The organism is Spirosoma radiotolerans (assembly GCF_000974425.1).
Classification (GTDB): domain Bacteria; phylum Bacteroidota; class Bacteroidia; order Cytophagales; family Spirosomataceae; genus Spirosoma; species Spirosoma radiotolerans.
This window is the reverse complement of sequence record NZ_CP010429.1, coordinates 1,600,244-1,618,908: the sequence shown is the minus strand read 5'-3', so window position 1 is coordinate 1,618,908 and position 18,665 is coordinate 1,600,244. Positions and strand designations below refer to the sequence as shown.

The 18,665-nt window shown below is 49.1% G+C and carries 17 protein-coding genes; 14 read left to right on the top strand and 3 right to left on the bottom strand.

The window, feature by feature from the left end; translation table 11 throughout:
- Positions 1–42 precede the first annotated feature (42 nt).
- Both SD10_RS06295 and SD10_RS06290 read left to right on the top strand, forming a co-directional pair.
- Positions 43–555 (top strand): hypothetical protein, encoded by a 513-nt coding sequence (locus tag SD10_RS06295; RefSeq protein ID WP_148562387.1) that lies wholly within the window; start codon positions 43–45, stop codon positions 553–555.
- A 246-nt stretch (positions 556–801) separates the two neighbouring features.
- The gene (locus tag SD10_RS06290) at positions 802–1,845 is read left to right on the top strand and encodes a YihY/virulence factor BrkB family protein (protein WP_082111534.1); all 1,044 of its coding nucleotides are present in this window, start codon (positions 802–804) and stop codon (positions 1,843–1,845) included.
- A gap of 81 nt (positions 1,846–1,926) precedes the next feature.
- Here the strand turns inward: SD10_RS06290 and SD10_RS06285 are convergent, their stop codons facing one another.
- Complete coding sequence (locus SD10_RS06285; protein ID WP_046376175.1) at positions 1,927–2,142, bottom strand: hypothetical protein; 216 nt, start codon at positions 2,140–2,142, stop codon at positions 1,927–1,929.
- 219 nt (positions 2,143–2,361) lie between these two features.
- Here SD10_RS06285 and SD10_RS06280 point away from each other — a divergent pair, with 219 nt between their 5' ends.
- The 6 genes from SD10_RS06280 (at position 2,362) to SD10_RS06260 (ending at position 6,750) form a co-directional block, all read left to right on the top strand.
- Complete coding sequence (locus tag SD10_RS06280) at positions 2,362–2,967, top strand: exonuclease SbcCD subunit D C-terminal domain-containing protein (RefSeq protein WP_046376174.1); 606 nt, start codon at positions 2,362–2,364, stop codon at positions 2,965–2,967.
- A 38-nt stretch (positions 2,968–3,005) separates the two neighbouring features.
- Positions 3,006–3,392, top strand: coding sequence for a hypothetical protein (locus tag SD10_RS06275; protein ID WP_148562386.1), 387 nt, complete (start codon positions 3,006–3,008; stop codon positions 3,390–3,392).
- Positions 3,393–3,711: 319 nt separating this feature from the next.
- Positions 3,712–3,930, top strand: coding sequence for a hypothetical protein (locus SD10_RS29330; RefSeq protein ID WP_148562385.1), 219 nt, complete (start codon positions 3,712–3,714; stop codon positions 3,928–3,930).
- A 701-nt stretch (positions 3,931–4,631) separates the two neighbouring features.
- Positions 4,632–4,994 (top strand): hypothetical protein, encoded by a 363-nt coding sequence (locus SD10_RS06270; RefSeq protein ID WP_046376172.1) that lies wholly within the window; start codon positions 4,632–4,634, stop codon positions 4,992–4,994.
- 141 nt (positions 4,995–5,135) lie between these two features.
- Positions 5,136–5,750 carry a 2,3-bisphosphoglycerate-dependent phosphoglycerate mutase gene (locus SD10_RS06265; protein WP_046376171.1) on the top strand — a complete coding sequence of 205 codons (615 nt, stop codon included), beginning with the start codon at positions 5,136–5,138 and terminating at the stop codon, positions 5,748–5,750.
- Between the two features lie 64 nt (positions 5,751–5,814).
- Positions 5,815–6,750: an NADP-dependent oxidoreductase gene (locus SD10_RS06260; protein ID WP_046376170.1), complete on the top strand. Its 936-nt coding sequence runs from the start codon at positions 5,815–5,817 to the stop codon at positions 6,748–6,750.
- 199 nt (positions 6,751–6,949) lie between these two features.
- On the opposite strand, the gene SD10_RS06255 is transcribed toward SD10_RS06260, so the two are convergent.
- On the bottom strand, positions 6,950–8,218 hold the full coding sequence (locus SD10_RS06255) for a hypothetical protein (RefSeq protein WP_046376169.1): 1,269 nt from the start codon (positions 8,216–8,218) through the stop codon (positions 6,950–6,952).
- Between the two features lie 142 nt (positions 8,219–8,360).
- Between SD10_RS06255 and SD10_RS06250 the strand changes: the two genes are divergently transcribed.
- On the top strand, positions 8,361–10,988 hold the full coding sequence (locus SD10_RS06250; RefSeq protein WP_046376168.1) for a M1 family aminopeptidase: 2,628 nt from the start codon (positions 8,361–8,363) through the stop codon (positions 10,986–10,988).
- A gap of 183 nt (positions 10,989–11,171) precedes the next feature.
- Here SD10_RS06250 and SD10_RS06245 read toward each other — a convergent pair whose 3' ends face one another.
- Positions 11,172–11,474, bottom strand: a complete 303-nt coding sequence (locus SD10_RS06245) for a hypothetical protein (protein ID WP_046579124.1) — start codon at positions 11,472–11,474, stop codon at positions 11,172–11,174.
- A gap of 592 nt (positions 11,475–12,066) precedes the next feature.
- Here SD10_RS06245 and SD10_RS06240 point away from each other — a divergent pair.
- The 5 genes from SD10_RS06240 to SD10_RS06225 all read left to right on the top strand — a co-directional run bounded on the left by SD10_RS06240 (position 12,067) and on the right by SD10_RS06225 (position 18,649).
- Positions 12,067–16,431, top strand: coding sequence for an Ig-like domain-containing protein (locus tag SD10_RS06240; RefSeq protein ID WP_046376167.1), 4,365 nt, complete (start codon positions 12,067–12,069; stop codon positions 16,429–16,431).
- Positions 16,432–16,552: 121 nt separating this feature from the next.
- On the top strand, positions 16,553–17,599 hold the full coding sequence (locus SD10_RS06235; protein ID WP_046376166.1) for a T9SS type A sorting domain-containing protein: 1,047 nt from the start codon (positions 16,553–16,555) through the stop codon (positions 17,597–17,599).
- A gap of 48 nt (positions 17,600–17,647) precedes the next feature.
- Entirely contained in the window at positions 17,648–17,794 is a 147-nt protein-coding gene (locus SD10_RS29805) for a hypothetical protein (protein WP_169750808.1), read from the top strand.
- A gap of 155 nt (positions 17,795–17,949) precedes the next feature.
- Positions 17,950–18,237 (top strand): PqqD family peptide modification chaperone, encoded by a 288-nt coding sequence (locus tag SD10_RS06230; RefSeq protein WP_046376165.1) that lies wholly within the window; start codon positions 17,950–17,952, stop codon positions 18,235–18,237.
- Positions 18,209–18,649, top strand: a complete 441-nt coding sequence (locus SD10_RS06225; protein ID WP_227699160.1) for a lasso peptide biosynthesis B2 protein — start codon at positions 18,209–18,211, stop codon at positions 18,647–18,649. Before SD10_RS06230 ends, SD10_RS06225 begins: the two co-directional genes overlap by 29 nt.
- Positions 18,650–18,665 lie beyond the last annotated feature (16 nt).

Below are 18,665 nucleotides of genomic sequence, written 5' to 3'. Positions count from 1 at the left end.
AGATCTACGAAAATTAGATCAGTACATCTATAACGATCAAGTATGAAATCACTTCTTTTGATTGGATTGATGGGTTTGATGCTATCCTGCTCCAAAGACGAGCCGACGGCGAATTCTCTACCCATTATTACTTTTAAGGCAATTCAAAAAATGACTCTTCAGGCGAGTGCCACCAAAGCAAAACGGGATTCGGTGATCGTCACGATCAGTTTTACAGATGGAGATGGCGACCTTGGCGAAGACACTCGTGATTCAACCCGGCTCAAGACTATTTTTGGCAACCAGCCCTGGGGCAACTACCAAATCCGCACGTTCCAACTGGTCAATAACAAGTTTGATGAGATAATACGACCGGATAACGACAGACTTTTTGTTGATCTGGGTAACAGTACGATTTTACCTCAAGTTGGTATGCTATCCTACACGCAAGTATTTCCATATACTGGCCCATACAAGCTGCTTCCTGTTAAGTTTCAACTGCGTATGCGGGATCGAAATCTGAACGAAAGTAATGTAGTCGAAACAGATACCGTTCGCCTTCCTATTGGCTTCTGAGTGCATAAGTGTAACAGCGTTGCCCTCACAAAAAAGAGAGTCACCCGGTCCAAAAGTGACCTTGTCTTTGAGGTGAGGCTGGGAATGGTACGTGAGGCCGATAGGTAGATGCTTTCCCTTGATGGAGTTAGGAAGCTAACAACTTTCCTGCACCCGGGTTATACTCCTGAATGAAAGTGCATGTTGATCTAAATTACAGCTTGCCAGACCAATTCCGGTTTATCTACTACCTCGATTTCTACGCTTATGAGCAATATACTGGCACGCTTCTACAATCGATTATTTGCCGATTCCATTCCGCCACTAACGTCGTCTGCTACATCAGCTACCCATCAGGCTGGTACCAGTTTTTTTGCCAGTGCAAAAACAATATTAAGCGATTCGTTTTCAGGCTTTATGGATGATCGGGGCTTGAAGCTAAGTGCGGCTCTCGCTTACTACACGATCTTTTCCCTGGCTCCTCTACTGGTGCTTATCATGTCGCTGGCGAGCGTATTTCTGGGTGAGGAAGCTACCCAGGGGCACATTTTTGGTCAAATCAATGGATTGGTCGGGAACGAAGCGGCTAAACAAATTCAGGATATGATCAAAAATGTAAGCCTGTCAGGCAAAACAAACTCGGCGCTGGCAACTGGTATCGTTACATTGTTCATCGGAGCAACCAGTCTATTCGGCGAAATTCAGGATTCGGTCAATTTGATCTGGCGAGTAAAGGCCAAGCCCAAGCGGGGTTGGCTTAAACTTATTAAAGATCGGCTGCTGTCTTCTTCGCTAATCGTCAGTTTAGGCTTTCTGCTCATGGTATCCTTGATCGTTAATGGGCTTGTACTCGCCCTAAGCGATCAGCTAACCCGTTTTTTACCCGGCCTGAGCGTTTACCTGATTAGTGGGCTTAATTTTTTGATCAGTACGGCCGTCATAACCATACTGTTCGGCGTGATCTTTAAAGTGCTGCCCGACGCTAAAATTGCCTGGAAAGATGTCAAATGGGGCGCTCTCTTTACAGCTGGTCTATTTATGATTGGGCGCTATGCCATTGGCCTTTATATTGACACAACGGCTACCAGCTCGGCCTATGGCGCTGCAGGTTCGTTGATCGTTTTGTTGACCTGGATCTATTACACTGCAGCTATTCTTTATTTCGGCGCTGAATTTACGCTAGCTTACGCTAACCATTTTGGCGTAAAAATCGAGCCCGCCGAACATGCCGTTTACATTGAACAAACCGAACGAGAGCGAGACGTAAAAACCATTCCAACGGCACAGAAAGTAGAGCAAAGCAAGCAGTGACAAGCCCGCTTAATGACTATATACAGACATACCGGATACGCTAATAGGAAAGTACGGCTCACTAATTGCCTTCCTGCGGACCTATTTCACAAGTGAGTTCAGATGGGCCGACAGTATGTCGCGTTTGTCCTGACAATGCTGAAGGCTTTCGTTTGCCAGATCGACGAGAATCTTGGTCTCATCGGAGGCATTGGGCTTGTTGATGTTTTGTATTAGAGCAATATACGAAGCCATTAAATCATCGTAATAAGCGATCCGATTTACTACTTGTTCCCGTTCTGTTTGCTGTTGAGTCATAGTCTGTATGTCTGTATTATAAAGCGATCAATTTCAGTTAAGGTGTATTTATAAAGCTTCCCAGAGCGAATTTGTTTTAACTACCCGCAGAGGACACTTGGACAGTCTACTCATTTCCTATCTGCCAGCAACTTGCGACGTTTTCGTTGATCACGCATTTGTTTTACCAAACAGATATGATTTTGCCAACATTTATGCCGTCTGATTGCTTTTAGGGGTATGGATACTGAACCTAAACCCACTACCGGCCTGTCCCTGACGGATTCGGGCGGGCGCGAAATGCTCCAGTCTTCTCTGTCAGACTATGTTGCCTTTCTTCGTAAGCAGCCCGCCGTTTGCGGTACACCCGAGCAGCAGGAAACCCTCATCAAACACGTTGCCCAAGGTCACGAATTGATCAAACTTGTGGCGGCTGAACGACTCAAGATTACCCGCCAGCTCGACAAACAAAAGCACGACTGGATGGAGATTGAAAAAGAGATGACGGCCCCCATTCTGGCTGCGATGCAACCCCTCAAGGATGCTGTTGAACATTACAATCGGGAATTGCTGCGGGTTCGGGAGCACCAACAGGCCGAAGCCGCCCGACAGACGGCCCTTACCGAGCCGGGGCAGACAACTTGGCTGATGCCTGATGTGGCCCTGGTTGCCAAACCGAAAGGGGTCCATATGAAATGGACATTCAACATCGTCGACCCGAATCAGGTGCCTAACGGCTATTGGATTATCGATGAGGGAGCCATTAAGGCTGATATAGCCAACGGCGTACGCGACATACCCGGCGTGCGTATTTATGAGGAAGCCATTACAACGTTTCGGCGATAATCTGACTCTTTTGAACAAGTTTAACCCGCTTGTCAGCTATGAAACGATTTCACGTACTTACGCTATGCCTTAGTTTGATGGCCGCCACCGCTTCATTCAGCCAGGTTTACGTAGACGGAATTCTTATTGACACATTAAATACGCCCTACTGCCAATTGATTGGCTCCAATGCCAGCCTGTTTTCCAAAGCACACATCACGATCGACTACGGGCAAAGGTATTTAAACTCCGGACTGAACCGGCAACAGATCAGTGGTCCCAACCGGCAGCCCGTGGTCTTTAATTCAACCATCGACGCTCTCAACTTCATGGTCAGACAGGGCTGGGAGCTGATCTCTACCCAAGTTATCGGCAAGGAATCTGGATCAGAGAGCACCTTCATCTACATGCTGAAACGAAGAAAAAGACCTGTTGAGTCAGAATAGCAATAGGTAGTAAAGGGATTTCGTATAAAGTAAAGGCATAGCCGATTGTATCGGCTATGCCTTTCTTATTCTCTGTCATTAGCCTTATACAGGGGCTGACCTAAGTAAATATACCGCTCTCCCAAATCCGCGTACTTAGGCTACTTACGTCAAGCAAACGACTTACTTGCGCCTTAAAGGCTGTTTTTTCATTAATCGAAGGGAGATTTGCTCAATACCTACAGAACCTACCGCTGAGTATATTTAATGTTTATTAAAAGTAAAAATCATAAACTTAGCTATCAGATACCACCGGCTTTTTATTCAATATTCTCTTTTTATGACATCCAATTACGTATCTGAAGAAGGCGCTGACGCCGTTACGAACACGCCAAAAGGACATCGGTTGACGTTCAAGCGCGCTTGTCCATCCTGTCAGCGCACATATGCGCTGGAACGAGTCCCCCGCTCGTTTTTTCTGAAGTATATACTTTTCTTCATTCCGACCCGTGTATATCGCTGCTATAACTGCCAGCAAAAATTTACCCGGATCAATTGAAAAGAATATAAACGTATAGTTCAGTCTCTGAACAAAACCTTTCTTTCACCTACAAATAAGCCGGTTAGCCAACCGGCTTATTTGTTTCTCAGCTAATCGGTCTAGAGCCGGTGGCGCCAGACAAAACGAAGCATGGGGTAAGTTGGCCATAGTCTTTGACTATGGCGAGCATCACGAGTCATCTAGTCAGCTCAACCCATCAGCAGGTCCGATTATAAAATTCGGGATGACTCATGTATGTTTCCTTCATAGCACACAAGCTACAGGTACCTTCGTTCGTTTTATAAACAGCCGGTTAAATTCGTCGGTACAGCGCTCGTTTTATATCTACCCGGAACGCGGAACCCACCGTTTACCGATTAACCTAATGAATGCATCCCGACAGCTATTACTGAACTGTCTCAGGATACTTTCGTATCTTGCCGTCTATTCAGACAGCACAAGCTGTGTAGTACCCCTTTTTTGCGTCCCAAACCCCAATTATGGCCAGTACGGCAGGATTAAGGCTGGTGGGTTTGTCTTCTATTAATTCAAGTACGCAGCCGTCACGCAGTGTTTTTTGTATCCGAAACCAATTCGGGAGTTGTCAGAAAGAAAAAGTTCTGACTTTTTTTTCGCTTAACCTGATGCAAAGCGCTCATGCCGTGTTGGCAAACTCGGCAGATGGACGCTAATTAATTGACTATTAAATTACCTTATTCATGAGCAAACAAGCATACATCCCGAAAGTAGCTGACTGGGTGCGCGTACACGGTTTCAACGACATCAGAGCCAATACCGAAGGGTTTCAAACCCCCATTTCCTACGGTCGTCAGCAAGACAGCGAACAATTTACCCCTGACGTAACCGGGAAACAGTTCGATCAGGAGTCTTACTTCGAGGTGATATTAAAAAGCAGTGGCGACGAAGCGCGGCACTTGCTGTCCAAACTAAAATTATTGAGTCAGTTAGCCGCCGTGAAAGGAGGAAAACTGTATTTGATGTCGCCCAGAGGGCACCGTTCCTACGCAAAGGAAGTGCTGGCAGAAAGCAATATTGTTGCTGAAGTAGTTAATTTACCCTAGGGCTGTTGATTTTCCTGGTTATGGCATTCGCAGGTCAGACGAGGCAGGTTCTACGCGGTCGGGCAAATGCCGGTTTGCTTTTTTAATGAACACTTTGCCCAGCGTAGAAGTAATTACCTACACAGCCTGCTTTAAGTTATTATGCCTCTTTTCGTCATCGTCCGGCATGGACAATCGCAGTGGAATTCCGAAAATCGCTTTACGGGTTCCACCAACACGCCGTTAACCGATCTGGGTCGGCACGAAGCCCGCGAGGCCGGTGTCTTACTGAAAGCAAAACAACCGCCCAATTTTGCCATTGGCTTTACGTCGGTCTTGCAGCGGGCCATCGAGACGCTGGCGATTATTCTGGCCGAAATTGGCCAGGCAGACTTGCCCGTTGAACAGAGCGCGGCTCTCAACGAACGCATGTATGGCGATTTGCAGGGAATGAACAAGCACGAAGCCGAAGAGCGATTTGGGGCTGAACAGGTTTTCCGCTGGCGACGCGGCTACACCGATCAGCCCCCCAACGGCGAGAGTCTGGCCGACACCCACGCGCGGGTTATCCCTTACTTCCAGAGTAACATTCTTCCCCATCTGCAAGCTGGCCAACCCGTGATCGTGGCAGCCCATGGCAACAGCCTGCGGGCACTGCTGATGGATTTGGAACATATCAGTCCCGAAGACATCGAGAAAATTGAACTGGCTACGGGCATTCCCCGCCAGTATGACTATGACGTAGCAACGGGTGAATTCAGGCTGTTGCCAAGCTGAAACGTGAATTCTTTCGAGCGCGATCCTGTTGTCTCAGACGCAAAAAAAGCTAAAATGTAAACGTATGAAAGCCGTTGTATTAAGCGATTGGGGCGGTGCCGAAAACTTCACCGTTCAGGATATACCCACACCCGCTATCAAGCCCGATGAAGTCCTAGTTAAGGTCAAGGCATTTGGCGTAAACCCCGCCGACTTTAAAACCCGTAGTGGTGCCGCCCCCTATTCGAAAGACTATTCGCATCCCATTGTGCTGGGCTGGGACATGGCCGGTGAGGTTGTTGAGGCCGGTACTGACGTAACGACGTTTAAACCGGGCGATGCCGTTTATGGGATGGTCAACTTCCCTAAACCCGGTCAGGCGTATGCCGAATATGTAGCCGCTCCCGCTGCTCACCTGGCGCTCAAACCCGCAACCTTATCATTTGAAGAGGCCGCTGCGGCTCCACTAGCCGTGCTTACCGCCTGGCAGGCGTTGACCGAACACGGCCAACTGAAAGCAGGTGAGAACGTTCTGATTCAAGCGGCATCCGGCGGAGTTGGTCACCTGGGAGTCCAACTGGCCAAAGCGCTGGGCGCTTATGTAATTGGAACCGCTTCGGGCAAAAACGAAGCCTTTGTCCGGTCGCTGGGAGCCGATGCGTTTATTGACTATACACAAACCAGCGTTGAGGAGTCGGTGAGCGATATTGACCTTGTTTTCGATACGGCAGGTGCCGATACCATCATGGCTTCAGCCAAGGTCTTAAAGCCAAACGGCCGGTTGATTTCCATTGCCTACGGCGCTATGGATAAGGTGCTGGCTGTTCGGCCCGATATTCGGGCCGAGCGTATTCTGGTCCACACCAGTGGTGATGACCTGCGTACGATCAATGAGTTTATTGATGCGGACAAATTAAAAATTTCCGTGAGTGAGGTTCTGCCCGCCAGTCAAATTGCCGATGCCCATCAAAAGCTGGAAAGCCGCCGGACAACCGGGAAAATCGTGTTGACGTTTTCGTAGCGTTGGGCGCTCAAACATACCCACGGACCGTGTCCTCACGGTCCGTTTTACCAGACCCAGACTTACCTGCCGGATGGATGTGCGGTCCGTGAAGACACGAACCGTGGCCGAAGGAGGCATCATAAGGTCTCTTAGCGAATAAGTGTAGAAACCTTATGATGCCTCCTTCGTCAGTATGACAAAATCGCAGCTCAAGCTACTACGTTTTCCGTTTCTTTTTCCGGGCGGAGGGAAACAAAACATTGTTTAGAATCAGGCGATAACCGGGTGAGTGAGGATGCAGGTTTAAGTCCGTAGGATTACGGAAGCCGCCCCCACCCCGAAGCCCTTCGGGATCATGACCGCCGTAGAATGTCCATTGCCCCTTACCCGATTCGCCATAAATATAACGGTCGGAGGTTTTGCCTTCGCCCATCACCAGTGAGCTTGGCTTAACGGCTGTTTTTCGAAAAGCGGTCGTCTGGCCAAAGAATTCCTTGATAATGGATTCGTGATTCTGGGTGAGCATGGCCGGAATAACATCCCACTTGGCCGAGAAATTGAACAGTTCGAAGAAACCGCTGGCCTGATCGAAGCCCCGTCCACCGGCCGAATTAATATCCGAGAAAGTAGAGAACCCCCGATAGCCATTGTCGCCTTCGAGGGTAAAATTACCAAAGGCAAAGGTTTTACTAAAATCAAGTTTCGACTGGGCGTCTGGATCAACATCGTCGCCGTCGTAGCTGCTGCCTACAATATCGACCCCATCGGCAGCCAGCGCAATGTCGAGCGTCTCGGCGGCCGAACACATGGCAAAGAGGTATCCCCCACCCGCGCAGAACGCTTTGATGCCTTTCGCCACGGCAAGCTTCATCTGTGACACTTTCGAATAGCCATACTTTCGGGCAATATCTTCCTGCACCTTAATATCGGTCAGCGACTGCCGGTGCATGTTGCGCCCGTACTGACCCGTAAAATCCTCATGGTGCAGGTGCAGCCAATCATACTTGGGCAAATCCCCTTTTAGGACCTCTTCGTCATAGACGACTTCATAGGGAATTTCGGCGTAGGTCAACACCAGCAATACGGCGTCGGTATTCTCAAACTCGGCCGGACTCACTTTTATAGGCGAGTAAACGATGATTTTGGCCGCTTTCTGAAGCGTGACCACGTTCATGTTTACATCAGGATCGGAGAGTTGCTGTTTGATCGAAGCCGCTTTCGCATCCGAAATAACTTCAACCGAAACGCCCCGTACGCGGCATTCGGTTTCAATGGAAGCGATTTGTTTGATCATGAAACTGCCGCCCCGGTAATTCAGCAACCAGTCGACATCCAGGTCTTCCTTCAACGCCTTGTAGGCAATGCCGTACGCTTTGAGGTGATTCGATTGCTGATTATCCATTGGAATCAGAATCGAGTTGGCCCAGCCGGGAATAGCCCGACCGATAATTGCCAGTAATAACAGAAAAGATAGGTGCCGTTTCATAACGTGCGTTATTTTTGACCCAACGTTGTTAACCCATTCCCAATTTCAGTTCGTCGGTTGATCGGTTGTGGTTGCTGCCTCACCAACTGCCTGGCTTTTTCAGAAATCGCAACCAACAAACGCCATCAACTCCTCTACCTCAATGGTCTGGAACTTCCCAAAAATCACTTGTTACGGCATTACGCTACTCGTTATTAGTTCACTCACGATGTCGTGCAGTCATCGTTCCTCACCAGTACAATCCCTCATGGTCGAACCCGGCGTATCGCAGACACTCGCCAAAGCCAGAAAGCAGCAAATCAGCCAGCTAGCGTATGCATTAAAGTTCGACATTCCTGCGCAAAAAAGCCAGCCTATTCTATCCACTGAAACAATTACTTTTTTCTGGACAGCATCGGCTCGGGATAAAAGTGCACTGCAACTTGACTTTAAAGAAGAACGTGCTCATTTGCAGTCGGTTTCGGCTAATGGAACCAGCGTTCCTGTTGTAGTGGAGAGCGAACATCTGCTTATTTCTACTGCTTTTTTAAGACCCGGAAAGAATACTCTTTCCATTCAGTTTATTGCAGGAAATTTATCGCTTAACCGCAACGATGAATACCTGTACACGCTGCTCGTTCCAGACCGCGCCCGAACGGTTTTTCCATGCTTCGATCAGCCTGATCTGAAAGCCACGTTTCAGGTTTCGCTAACGATACCGACCAACTGGCAGGCCATGACCAATGCACCCGTGCGTGACTCATCGGTTGTGGGTGATCGAAAAACGGTCAACTTCCTGACATCAGATCTTATTCCCACTTATCTCTTCTCATTCGTAGCCGGAAAGTTTACGCCCGTGACCCGCACCATGAACCAGCGCGCCATGACGCTCCTCCACCGCGAGACCGACTCCACCAAACTGCGGCTCAGTACAGATTTACTCTTCTCGCTTCATGCCGATGCCCTGGCGTTTCTGGAAGAGTTCACCCAGATTCCGTATCCTTTCCAGAAGTTCGACTTTGTGGCGGTGCCCGATTTTCAATACGGAGGCATGGAACATGTCGGCGCGATTGATTACCGCTCGTCGGCTTTATTTCTGGATAATGGCGCCACCCGCGACCAACGCCTGGCCCGCGTCCATGTAATTGCCCACGAGACCGCCCACATGTGGTTTGGCGATCTGGTCACGATGCGCTGGTTCAATGACGTCTGGCTTAAGGAAGTGTTTGCCAACTTTATCGCCGACAAGATTATGGAGGTATCAACCGAAGCGTCGGACCGTCCCGATGCCAATTACGATCTTCAGTTTGTGGTTGATCATTACCCGGCAGCTTATGGCGTGGATCGTACCGAGGGAGCCAATCCCATCGGGCAGCCACTGGCTAATTTGCAGGAAGCGGGTTCACTCTATGGTGGCATCATTTACCACAAGGCACCTATCATGATGCGCCAACTGGAGCAGCTGATGGGTAAAACCGCCCTGCGGGATGGCTTGCGCGAGTACCTCAAACAATATAGGTCCGCCAATGCAAGCTGGGTTGACCTGATCCGCATTCTGGACACGCACACCCCCGCCGATCTGCAAACCTGGAATCGGGTTTGGGTCAACGAAACCGGCCGGCCGAAGTTCAGTTATCAGCTCGACAGACAGGGCGACAAAATCAGCCGGTTGGTCCTGTCGCAAACAGCGGAGGATGGTTCGGCCCGCCTTTGGCCACAGGGATTCCAGTTGGCATTGGTTTACCCGGACCATGTGGAAGAACTGGCCGTGAACATGACGCAGCCACAGGTTACGATGACGGAAGCCGTGGGCAAGCCAGTTCCCGCATTTGTGGTATTCAATTCGTCGGGGCAGGGCTATGGCATTTTCCCGGTCGATACGGCAATGATGTCAAAATTGGCAACGCTTAAAAACCCCGTAACGCGGGCTTCGGCCTATATCAATCTGTATGAAAATATGCTTTCGGGACAAGGCATAACCCCGGCCCAACTGGCCACTGCTTACCGGGCACTACTGGCCAACGAACCGGAAGAGTTGAATCTGCGCTTGTTGACCAGCCAGCTTTCAGACATTGTCTGGACGCTGACAAAACCCGAAAACCGCCCCGCGCTGGCAGCCGCCGTAGAACACGATGCCTGGCAAGCAATGGAACAGGAAACGGCCCCCGGCAATTCAGCCCGGGGAAAGAAGAAGATCTTGTTTCGGCTGTATCAGTCGATAGCGCTAAGTGCTGAAGCCCGCGGCCGGCTTTATACGATCTGGAATGAGCAGAAAGCCCCCGCAGGCGTTACCCTTACGGAAGATGACTACACGGCGCTGGCCCTTTCGCTGGCCGTCCGCGATTATCCGGTCAGTGGCATTCTGACAAAACAATTGTCCCGCATCAAAAACCCCGACCGACGGAAACGCCTGGAGTTCATGATGCCTGCGCTATCATCGAATGTAGCCGAGCGCGACGCATTTTTTGCCTCCCTTGCCAATGACGACAACCGCGAACACGAGGCCTGGGTAACGGCGGCTCTCGGGTATCTGCATCACCCGTTACGGGCCGAAACATCGGCAAAATACCTGCCTAAAAGCCTTGATTTAGTGGAAGAAATTCAGCGGACGGGCGATATTTTCTTTCCTGAATCATGGCTCCGCGCAACCTTATCCAGCTACCAGACGCCCGAAACGGCGCAACTGATTCGCAAATTCCTGGCCGACCGACCAGCTTATAATGCACGTTTACGCGCTAAACTTCTGCAAGCAGCCGATGGACCTTTCCGGGCGAGCAAGATCCTCTACTGATCATGAGGCCCCCTGGGTTTATCTTACCCAGTTCGTTACTGTACGCTGATTGTTCCAGAAGGCAGTTTCTTCACCGACCATGAATTCTTTCGGCCTCTTTCTGCTGGAAGCTAGTTTAAGAAACATACAAAAACACAAAAAGCCGGACAGTCTGTCCGGCTTTCTGCGTAGAAAAGGGGGGTATTATTTTATTGCTTCCAGCGCAGCAGCGGCCTCGGCTGCGGCAATGTCTGCACTATTCTTTTCGCCGTACTCATCGCGTTGGGCTTCAAAGTGAGCGAAGATTTCGGTTACAGAATCGACGTTCTCAGCAACTTTGCTGTGCATGGTGCCCAGATTATTCTCCAGATACGAGTCGTTCAGCCCGTTCATATTGTCTACTTCAATCTTACCGATTTTCTCGATCAGCGCCCGCTGGCTGTTCTGAAGGTCTTCGAGTTCACGAACGATCTTGTTCATCAACTCAAACTTCTGCAATTTATCCATGGTAGTATCTCTTTTGTTGAGTAACCTATAAACAGGCTGCCAGCCAAATGGTTTGACATTGTTTCTCATAATAAAGATAACCCCTCGATTATAGAGCCCATAAGTATAGACTCTGCTTCATTAGCAAGCGGAACACCAACCCCAGCTACACAAGGGCTCGAGATCGTATAGTCTGCCTCGGGTTCATTCGGCAAAATGGCGGTGCAGTAACAGCACCTAATGAGCAAACCTAATGAGCAGATTAGTCAGATAAATAGACATTTTATCACCCCAGTTCATCATCCATTATTGTAGATACATCTTATGTTACTACAATTTCATATATGAAACTATTTTACCGTAAAACAGATATTTTTTAAAATACAATGAACTTTCAAATACTTTTAGGCACATAAAAAACCCATAAATACAATAGACAATAGGCTTTTTCTACAATTTTGAAAACTATTTATAACGCCTTTTAGTAAAGAGTACATTTATCTTTCAATCCACTTCTTTTACAGTTAATTCAACTTTTATGAAAAAACCATTTACCTGCTTATGCCGGGATTTTTTATTAAATCTACTTGCATGGCTTCCTCTCTGTCTGTCCTTGTTTGTATCGCCAGATGCACTGGCACAATCAGGCACTGCAACCTGTAATACGGTTGTTGCCCTCACGAATCCATCGTTCACTAATCTTACGGTTACGTCCAGTCAGGGTATTGGAGGAGATGAGTTCAATAACAAGGCAAACCTAATCGACAACGACCCTACTTTTACAACGGCTGCCACTTACACGTCCATCTTGACTTCTTCGGCTTGGGTACAGGTAAAAGACAATAACGCTACCGGGGCCAATGTGTATGCTACAGGTAGCTTTGCCGGTTTCATTATTAATACCACCAGTCTGGCGGCAACCATAACGATCACTACGTATCTTGGGAACAGCAATACAGCTGTAGATACAAAGATCTTTAATAACCTGGCAGATGTTGGGATTTTAGGTAGTAAAACAAGGATTGGTTTGATTGCAACCGGTGCTTTTGACCGGGTTCGTATTGAGTATGGCGGTGTCGTTGGAACAGTAAGCGTTTATGCGCCTGTGATTGAACGGTTCTGCGATACGGCACCGGCATTGGCCTGTAACACATTGACTACGCTGACCAGCCCTACGGTTCCTGTTTATGTAAACCCGGACAATACTGGTTTTGGTGGTGTCCTGAATCTGGGCAGCATTACCAACGTTGACAATGCGGTGAGCGCTAATCCGACAGACTATGCATCCATAAATTTAACGGCGGGCGTAGGAACAACGGCAACGTTTTCGATCAAAAATTCGATCACTGAATACCCTGGCGGCTCATTTGCCGGTATCGATGTTGCAAGCCCAGCCCTGTTAGACCTCGGTGTACTTAACGGCATCTCTATCAGGACGTATAACAACGGCGTACTAGCCCAAACCATACCTGCGGCCAGTTTGCTATCTGCCAATACTTCGATCACATCAGGATTAGGCCGCCGGGTTATTGGCTTCATAACGGCAGCCGACAAGCCATTCGACGAGATAAGGCTGACTGTGACTAAATTAGTGGCGGCCGGTGTAGAAGAGACAAGGGTATATGGCTTTGTAGTTGAAAAGTTTTGCGCTGGTCCAAGTGTTGCCTGCGCTGACAATACGATTCCACAGAACACCTTGACGCCCCTGGTCGCTCCCACATCGCCTGTTTACGTCGATGGAAACAACACCGGATTTCCGGGAGCCGCTTGTGTTGCCTGCGCCATCAATAATTCCGCAAACGTCATTGACACGGATTTAACAAACTTTGCCACGGTCGTATTGACGGCCGGTGTGTCAACCAGTGCCACCTTTGCCGTAGCGAATGCGGTGGACACCTATCCTGTTAACAGTTTTGCGGGCTTTGATATTCAAACGAATTCGGTGGTATCCGCAGCGGTTGTCGGCTCGGCAACGATCTCGCTCTATAACAATGGTGCCTTGGTACAGACGGGTACCGGCAATGCTATCATTGTTGGCGCGACAACGGCTTTATTGAATGGTGTAACCCGTCAGATTGTCGGCATTGTGGCCACGGTGCCTTACGATGAAGTGAAGATCACGATTCCCAGTCTAGTGGGCGTCAATCTGGGCACAATCAACATCTACAGCGCCATATTTGAGAAGACTTGCGCAGCAGCTATCGTTTGTAACACCGCCTATAACCTGAGCAACCCAACGTTCCCGGTTGTTATCGATGCTGCCCGCACGGGCGTTACAGGGGTAGTGTCAGCGGCAACAACTATTCGCGACCCGTGGAATGTCGTTTCAGCCTCTACGACCGACTTCGCCACCATTACCAATCTGGCAACTGTCGCAACAAATGCATCCATTGCTGTGCTCGACCCGATCAGCACCTATCCGGTAGGTACGTTCGCTGGTTTTTCGGTCCGGAAAGTATCCGGCCTTGTCCTCGCTGATTTGTTTGGTGCATTAACGGTTTCGACGTACAATGATGGTGTGTTACAGGAAAGCAGAACCGGTAATGGTAGTCTGCTCGACTTGTCAATAACTCTATTTGGCTCAACGAGTACTGCTGCCAACGTTGGTTTTATTACAACCAGACCATTCGATGAAATTCAGTTGACCGTAGCGCCACTAGTTGGTGTGGGTGTACTGGGTGGCAATCTTGACGTATTCGGTGCCTTCGTCGATACGCGTACCTCAACAGGTGGCGGCCTGGTCTGTGCGTTGAACACCAATCCAGATTTCGCCGTAACCAATAAAAACGTTCCGGCTACGGGCAGCGTAAAAACGAACGATCTTGTACCAGCCGGAACTACTTATGGTCCAGCGCCTACGGCAACAACTCAGCCAAATGGTTCCTCGCCAAGCCTGACGGTTAACTCCGACGGCACCTACACATTTGTTAGTGCAACGCCAGGCGTATATGTCTACTCCGTGCCCGTTTGTGGCTCAGGCTTATCTGGGACGGCCTGCGCGACGCAGACACTGACGATCACAGTACTCGATCCAACGATAAATACCAATAAGCCAGTTGCCAACCCGGATATCGTCACGACGACAGGGGCGGCCAGCAATCCATCGGCGGTAACAATCAATGTTAAAGCGAACGATGGACCCGGCAACGCTGGTGGTACATTAGGCGTCCCAACCATTACAACGCCCCCAACCAACGGATCGGCCACGGTCGATGGAAGTGGCAACGTGGTGTACACGCCCAATGCTAATTTTTACGGAACGGATGTACTGACCTATCAGGTTTGCGAAACACCAGGCTCCAACTTATGCGCTACAGCCACCGTGACCATTACGGTGAAGGCACCAGGCAGCACGAACACAACCGTAGCCGCTGACGATTACATCAGTACGTATCAGGGGTTGGCAGCTAGCGGGAACGTAAAAACCAATGATAGCGATCCTGAAGGCAATACACAGACGGTTACGGCTCAGACCACGACCATTGCCGGAAAAGGTACACTGGTCGTTACATCGGCAGGCAGCTACACCTTTACACCCGTGGCTGGCGCTACCGGCCCGGTCGATTTCAGCTACACAACGACCGATAGTGGCTCTCCGGCAGCGAGTGCCAACGGAACACTGCATGTCTTGATCAACCCGTTCAATCCTAACCCGGATTTTGTGGTTACCAACAAGGGTGTGCCTGCAACAGGCAGTGTCAAAACGAACGATGTGATTCCGGTGGGCGCCACCTATGGACCAGCCCCAGCCCCAGCAAGTGCTCCGGGCGGTTCAGCACCAACATTGACGGTAAACACCGATGGTACGTTTACCTTCAGCAGTGCGACGCCGGGTGTCTATGTGTATAACGTCCCTGTCTGTGCACCGACCCCTCCTACCTATTGCACCACGCAGACGCTGACGATTACGGTACTTGATCCGGCCGTAACGACGAACCCACCCGTGGCCAACCCAGATTTTGCTACCGTCACCGGCAGCCCAACCACACCAGCGGCTACGACCATTAACGTAAAAGTTAACGATGGACCCGGTAATTCTGGCGGCACCTTAGGAACACCCACCATTGCGACAGGACCAGCGCATGGCACGGCCAGCATCGACGGAACTGGTAACGTCGTTTATACGCCAACGGCGGGTTATTACGGAACGGACGTCTTGACTTATCAGGTGTGTGAGACCCCTTCGAACTGTGCAACGGCAACTGTCAGCATCACGGTAAAAGCACCGGGCACTCCAGCTAACGTTAGCATCAATGATGATTATGTGTCGACTGCGGGAGTTACTCCAGCGACGGGTAATGTCCTGACAAACGACTTAGGCAATACCCTGACAGTTTCGAATCCAGGCACGACGTCGACTTCTTCAGGAACGCTGGTGCTAACAGCCACAGGGAGCTACACCTTCACGCCAGCACCGGGTGTAACCGGCCCCGTCGACTTTACCTACACTGCCTGCGATAACAGCACACCGTCGGTGTGTGGCAGTGCAACGCTGCATGTGCTGGTTGGTCAGTCTACGCCGGATCTTTCGCCAATCATTCGCCTTCCATTAGGCAACTTTACGGCCTCCGGGGAGAACGCTACTCGTGATTTCGTCGTAGAGGTTACAGAGTATGCTGGCCAAGCTACATCAAGTGGCAATGTAAAGATCACCATAACGGCCCCCCTTGGATATAACCTCACTTATAATAATGCGCTAACCAGCATCAATGTGTCAGGTGGTACCACCAATCCAGTTGCGGTTGACAATACAAAGTGGACAGCGGCATCAACTAGTGAAAGGCAATTAACGGTGACTATAAATGCCGGTCAGTTTATTTCAGCCAATGGCAAAGCTACTCTTGGATTTACAATCTCACGGGCGGCTGCCAGTAAAGGAACGGCAAATCTCACCGTAAATGTTAACGATGATGCCAGTAAAACATATGATAGCAATCCATTAAATAACATTTATGTGAGAAATGTAAATGCTTTGTAGTTACTATGCTTGGTGTCAAATATCTAATTGATGATATTTGACACCAAGCATAGTTTTTGCTTCCTAATCACAACGATTAAGTTTATCAAGATTAAAATTCAAAAAGTAAACATTAACAGTTATGACCAGAAAAGTTTTACTATTATTTTCGATAGTCCTGGGTGGTTTGTCTACCAGTTATGCCCAGGATCCCTCGGCCGGCGGATTTGTAATAACGCCCAACCCTTTAGTTACTGGAGCGAATGGTACGATTAGTGCAAACTTTGGGAATGGAAGCGCAACGGCTATTCCGCAGAGCGCTAACACTACGTATACCTTGAATTTACCGCCAAACGTAGGCGTAAGCAGTCTAAGTATTACACCCACAGCACCTGTTTCAACTACGACTAACTTCACCACATCAATTGGTACGTACAGCCCGGTCAACGGAACAATTGTTACACTTATCAGCAACTTAGGCCCTGTGCCAGGAAATGCCGATTATGTAGTAACACTGAATGTTATTGGTGTACAACCAGGCCCTAACGCACCTGTAAGTCTGAATGCTGTTGGTACGAATTTAGGATTAACTAATAATAGTGCCAATGATAACGCTAGTTCAACCATTACAGTTACGGGTCCTCTGCCCGTAGCGCTGGTTTCCTTCACCGCGAAAGCACAGGAAGATCGGACGGTAGCCCTGGCATGGACAACGTCGCTGGAAACCAACAACAAAGGCTTCCTGATTGAGCGTAGTAAAGATCTCAAAATTTTTGAGCGCGTCGGTGAAGTAAATGAATTGGGAGCTACGAGCAATTCGTTGAAGAATTACCAGATGATCGATCAGACGCCCTACTCTGGCACCAGTTATTACCGGTTAACCCAAACGGATTTGAGTGGTAAAGTAACGCCCTTACGAGTAGAATCGGTTGTTCTGCGGGCAGAAGCGTATGGGGTGTATCCCAACCCAGTGGTGAGTGATGGTCAATTTACGCTTCGGTTAGATGAGCCCGAAACAGCAACGGTTGGTTTCTTCGGGGCTGACGGCCGGGCAATGCCGTTCCAGAAGACGGGCATTCAGTCGGGCAACCTGTTATTGAAAGCAACGGGTAAGTTATCAGCGGGCGTTTATGTACTTACCGTGGAAGAGCGGGGGCAGACACGCCAGCATCGTATCGTTGTTCAATAAGCACGGCTGTCCACTTACTCATTTTACCACATTTACTTTTCTTGTCTCATGACTACAAAGACTGTACATATATCGGCTCCGGCGCCCAAAAAAGCCTACAAAACGCCCAAGCTAAAATCGCTGGGTAGCGTCAAAAAACTAACTTTGAAGAGTGGATCGGCCACCGATGGTTTCGGTTCATTTGCAACAGCCTAAAGAAAACCAGGATAGGCCGCACGAAGGCTGTACCATAGAATACGTCGGCACTTTCAGTTAGTTTTTTGATTAAGCATCTCCTGAGCTTGATTTGCCTGTATCTTGGCGAATCAAGCTCTTTTCATTAACTTCAATCCGATTTAGTCCCTATATCTATGCCCCTTACGCTTACGACACGCGTTCAACTACTTCCTAACCAGTCTTCTTCTGTACTTGGTAACGAAACCATTCTGTTGAATTACGAGGCCGGCAATTATTACGAGTTAAATGAAGTCGGCGGGTTCATCTGGGCGCTTTTACAGGACAAAAAAAGCCTGCTGGTTCACGAAATTCAGGCACAACTGCTCGAGGAATTCGATGTTGAACCTGCCGTTTGCCAGAACGAGTTAATGCTGTTTCTAGACAATCTACTCCGTGAAAAGCTTATCGAAGCCCGCGAATAGTGCAGCGAAATTTGTATCCCTGAACGGGCATAAACAATGGCTGTTAATCAAGGCTTTTGGGGCGCTTGCCACCTACAAAGGCCTGTTGCTTATTTTTCCCTTCAACACGTTTCTCAAGCCTACCAGAAAGCCTGCTCAGTCTGCAGAAGCCTTATCAGCCGAACTACTCACGGATTCGGTTTGGGCCATTCAGGTGGTAAGCGCCCGGATCCCTCTCGGCTTCACTTGCCTGGTGCAGGCACTCAGTGCCAAACGGTTACTGCATAATCATCCGGATGTACGCATATGCATTGGCGTTCAAAAAAATGAACAGCAGGCTTTTTCGGCGCATGCCTGGGTCGTTCATAAAGACAAAATTATTCTGGGCGAACAGGCCAGTCAGGTATTCGAGCCCATCCTGGACTGGAATTAAGCTCTATCTTTAAACA

Bases quoted from the DNA above. Each gene is read 5' to 3' on its own strand.
- SD10_RS06295 (WP_148562387.1), top strand. From the start codon at position 43: ATGAAATCACTTCTTTTGATTGGATTGATGGGTTTGATGCTATCCTGC.
- SD10_RS06290 (WP_082111534.1), top strand. From the start codon at position 802: ATGAGCAATATACTGGCACGCTTCTACAATCGATTATTTGCCGATTCC.
- SD10_RS06285 (WP_046376175.1), bottom strand. From the start codon at position 2,142: ATGACTCAACAGCAAACAGAACGGGAACAAGTAGTAAATCGGATCGCT.
- SD10_RS06280 (WP_046376174.1), top strand. From the start codon at position 2,362: ATGGATACTGAACCTAAACCCACTACCGGCCTGTCCCTGACGGATTCG.
- SD10_RS06275 (WP_148562386.1), top strand. From the start codon at position 3,006: ATGAAACGATTTCACGTACTTACGCTATGCCTTAGTTTGATGGCCGCC.
- SD10_RS29330 (WP_148562385.1), top strand. From the start codon at position 3,712: ATGACATCCAATTACGTATCTGAAGAAGGCGCTGACGCCGTTACGAAC.
- SD10_RS06270 (WP_046376172.1), top strand. From the start codon at position 4,632: ATGAGCAAACAAGCATACATCCCGAAAGTAGCTGACTGGGTGCGCGTA.
- SD10_RS06265 (WP_046376171.1), top strand. From the start codon at position 5,136: ATGCCTCTTTTCGTCATCGTCCGGCATGGACAATCGCAGTGGAATTCC.
- SD10_RS06260 (WP_046376170.1), top strand. From the start codon at position 5,815: ATGAAAGCCGTTGTATTAAGCGATTGGGGCGGTGCCGAAAACTTCACC.
- SD10_RS06255 (WP_046376169.1), bottom strand. From the start codon at position 8,218: ATGAAACGGCACCTATCTTTTCTGTTATTACTGGCAATTATCGGTCGG.
- SD10_RS06250 (WP_046376168.1), top strand. From the start codon at position 8,361: ATGGTCTGGAACTTCCCAAAAATCACTTGTTACGGCATTACGCTACTC.
- SD10_RS06245 (WP_046579124.1), bottom strand. From the start codon at position 11,474: ATGGATAAATTGCAGAAGTTTGAGTTGATGAACAAGATCGTTCGTGAA.
- SD10_RS06235 (WP_046376166.1), top strand. From the start codon at position 16,553: ATGACCAGAAAAGTTTTACTATTATTTTCGATAGTCCTGGGTGGTTTG.
- SD10_RS29805 (WP_169750808.1), top strand. From the start codon at position 17,648: ATGACTACAAAGACTGTACATATATCGGCTCCGGCGCCCAAAAAAGCC.
- SD10_RS06230 (WP_046376165.1), top strand. From the start codon at position 17,950: ATGCCCCTTACGCTTACGACACGCGTTCAACTACTTCCTAACCAGTCT.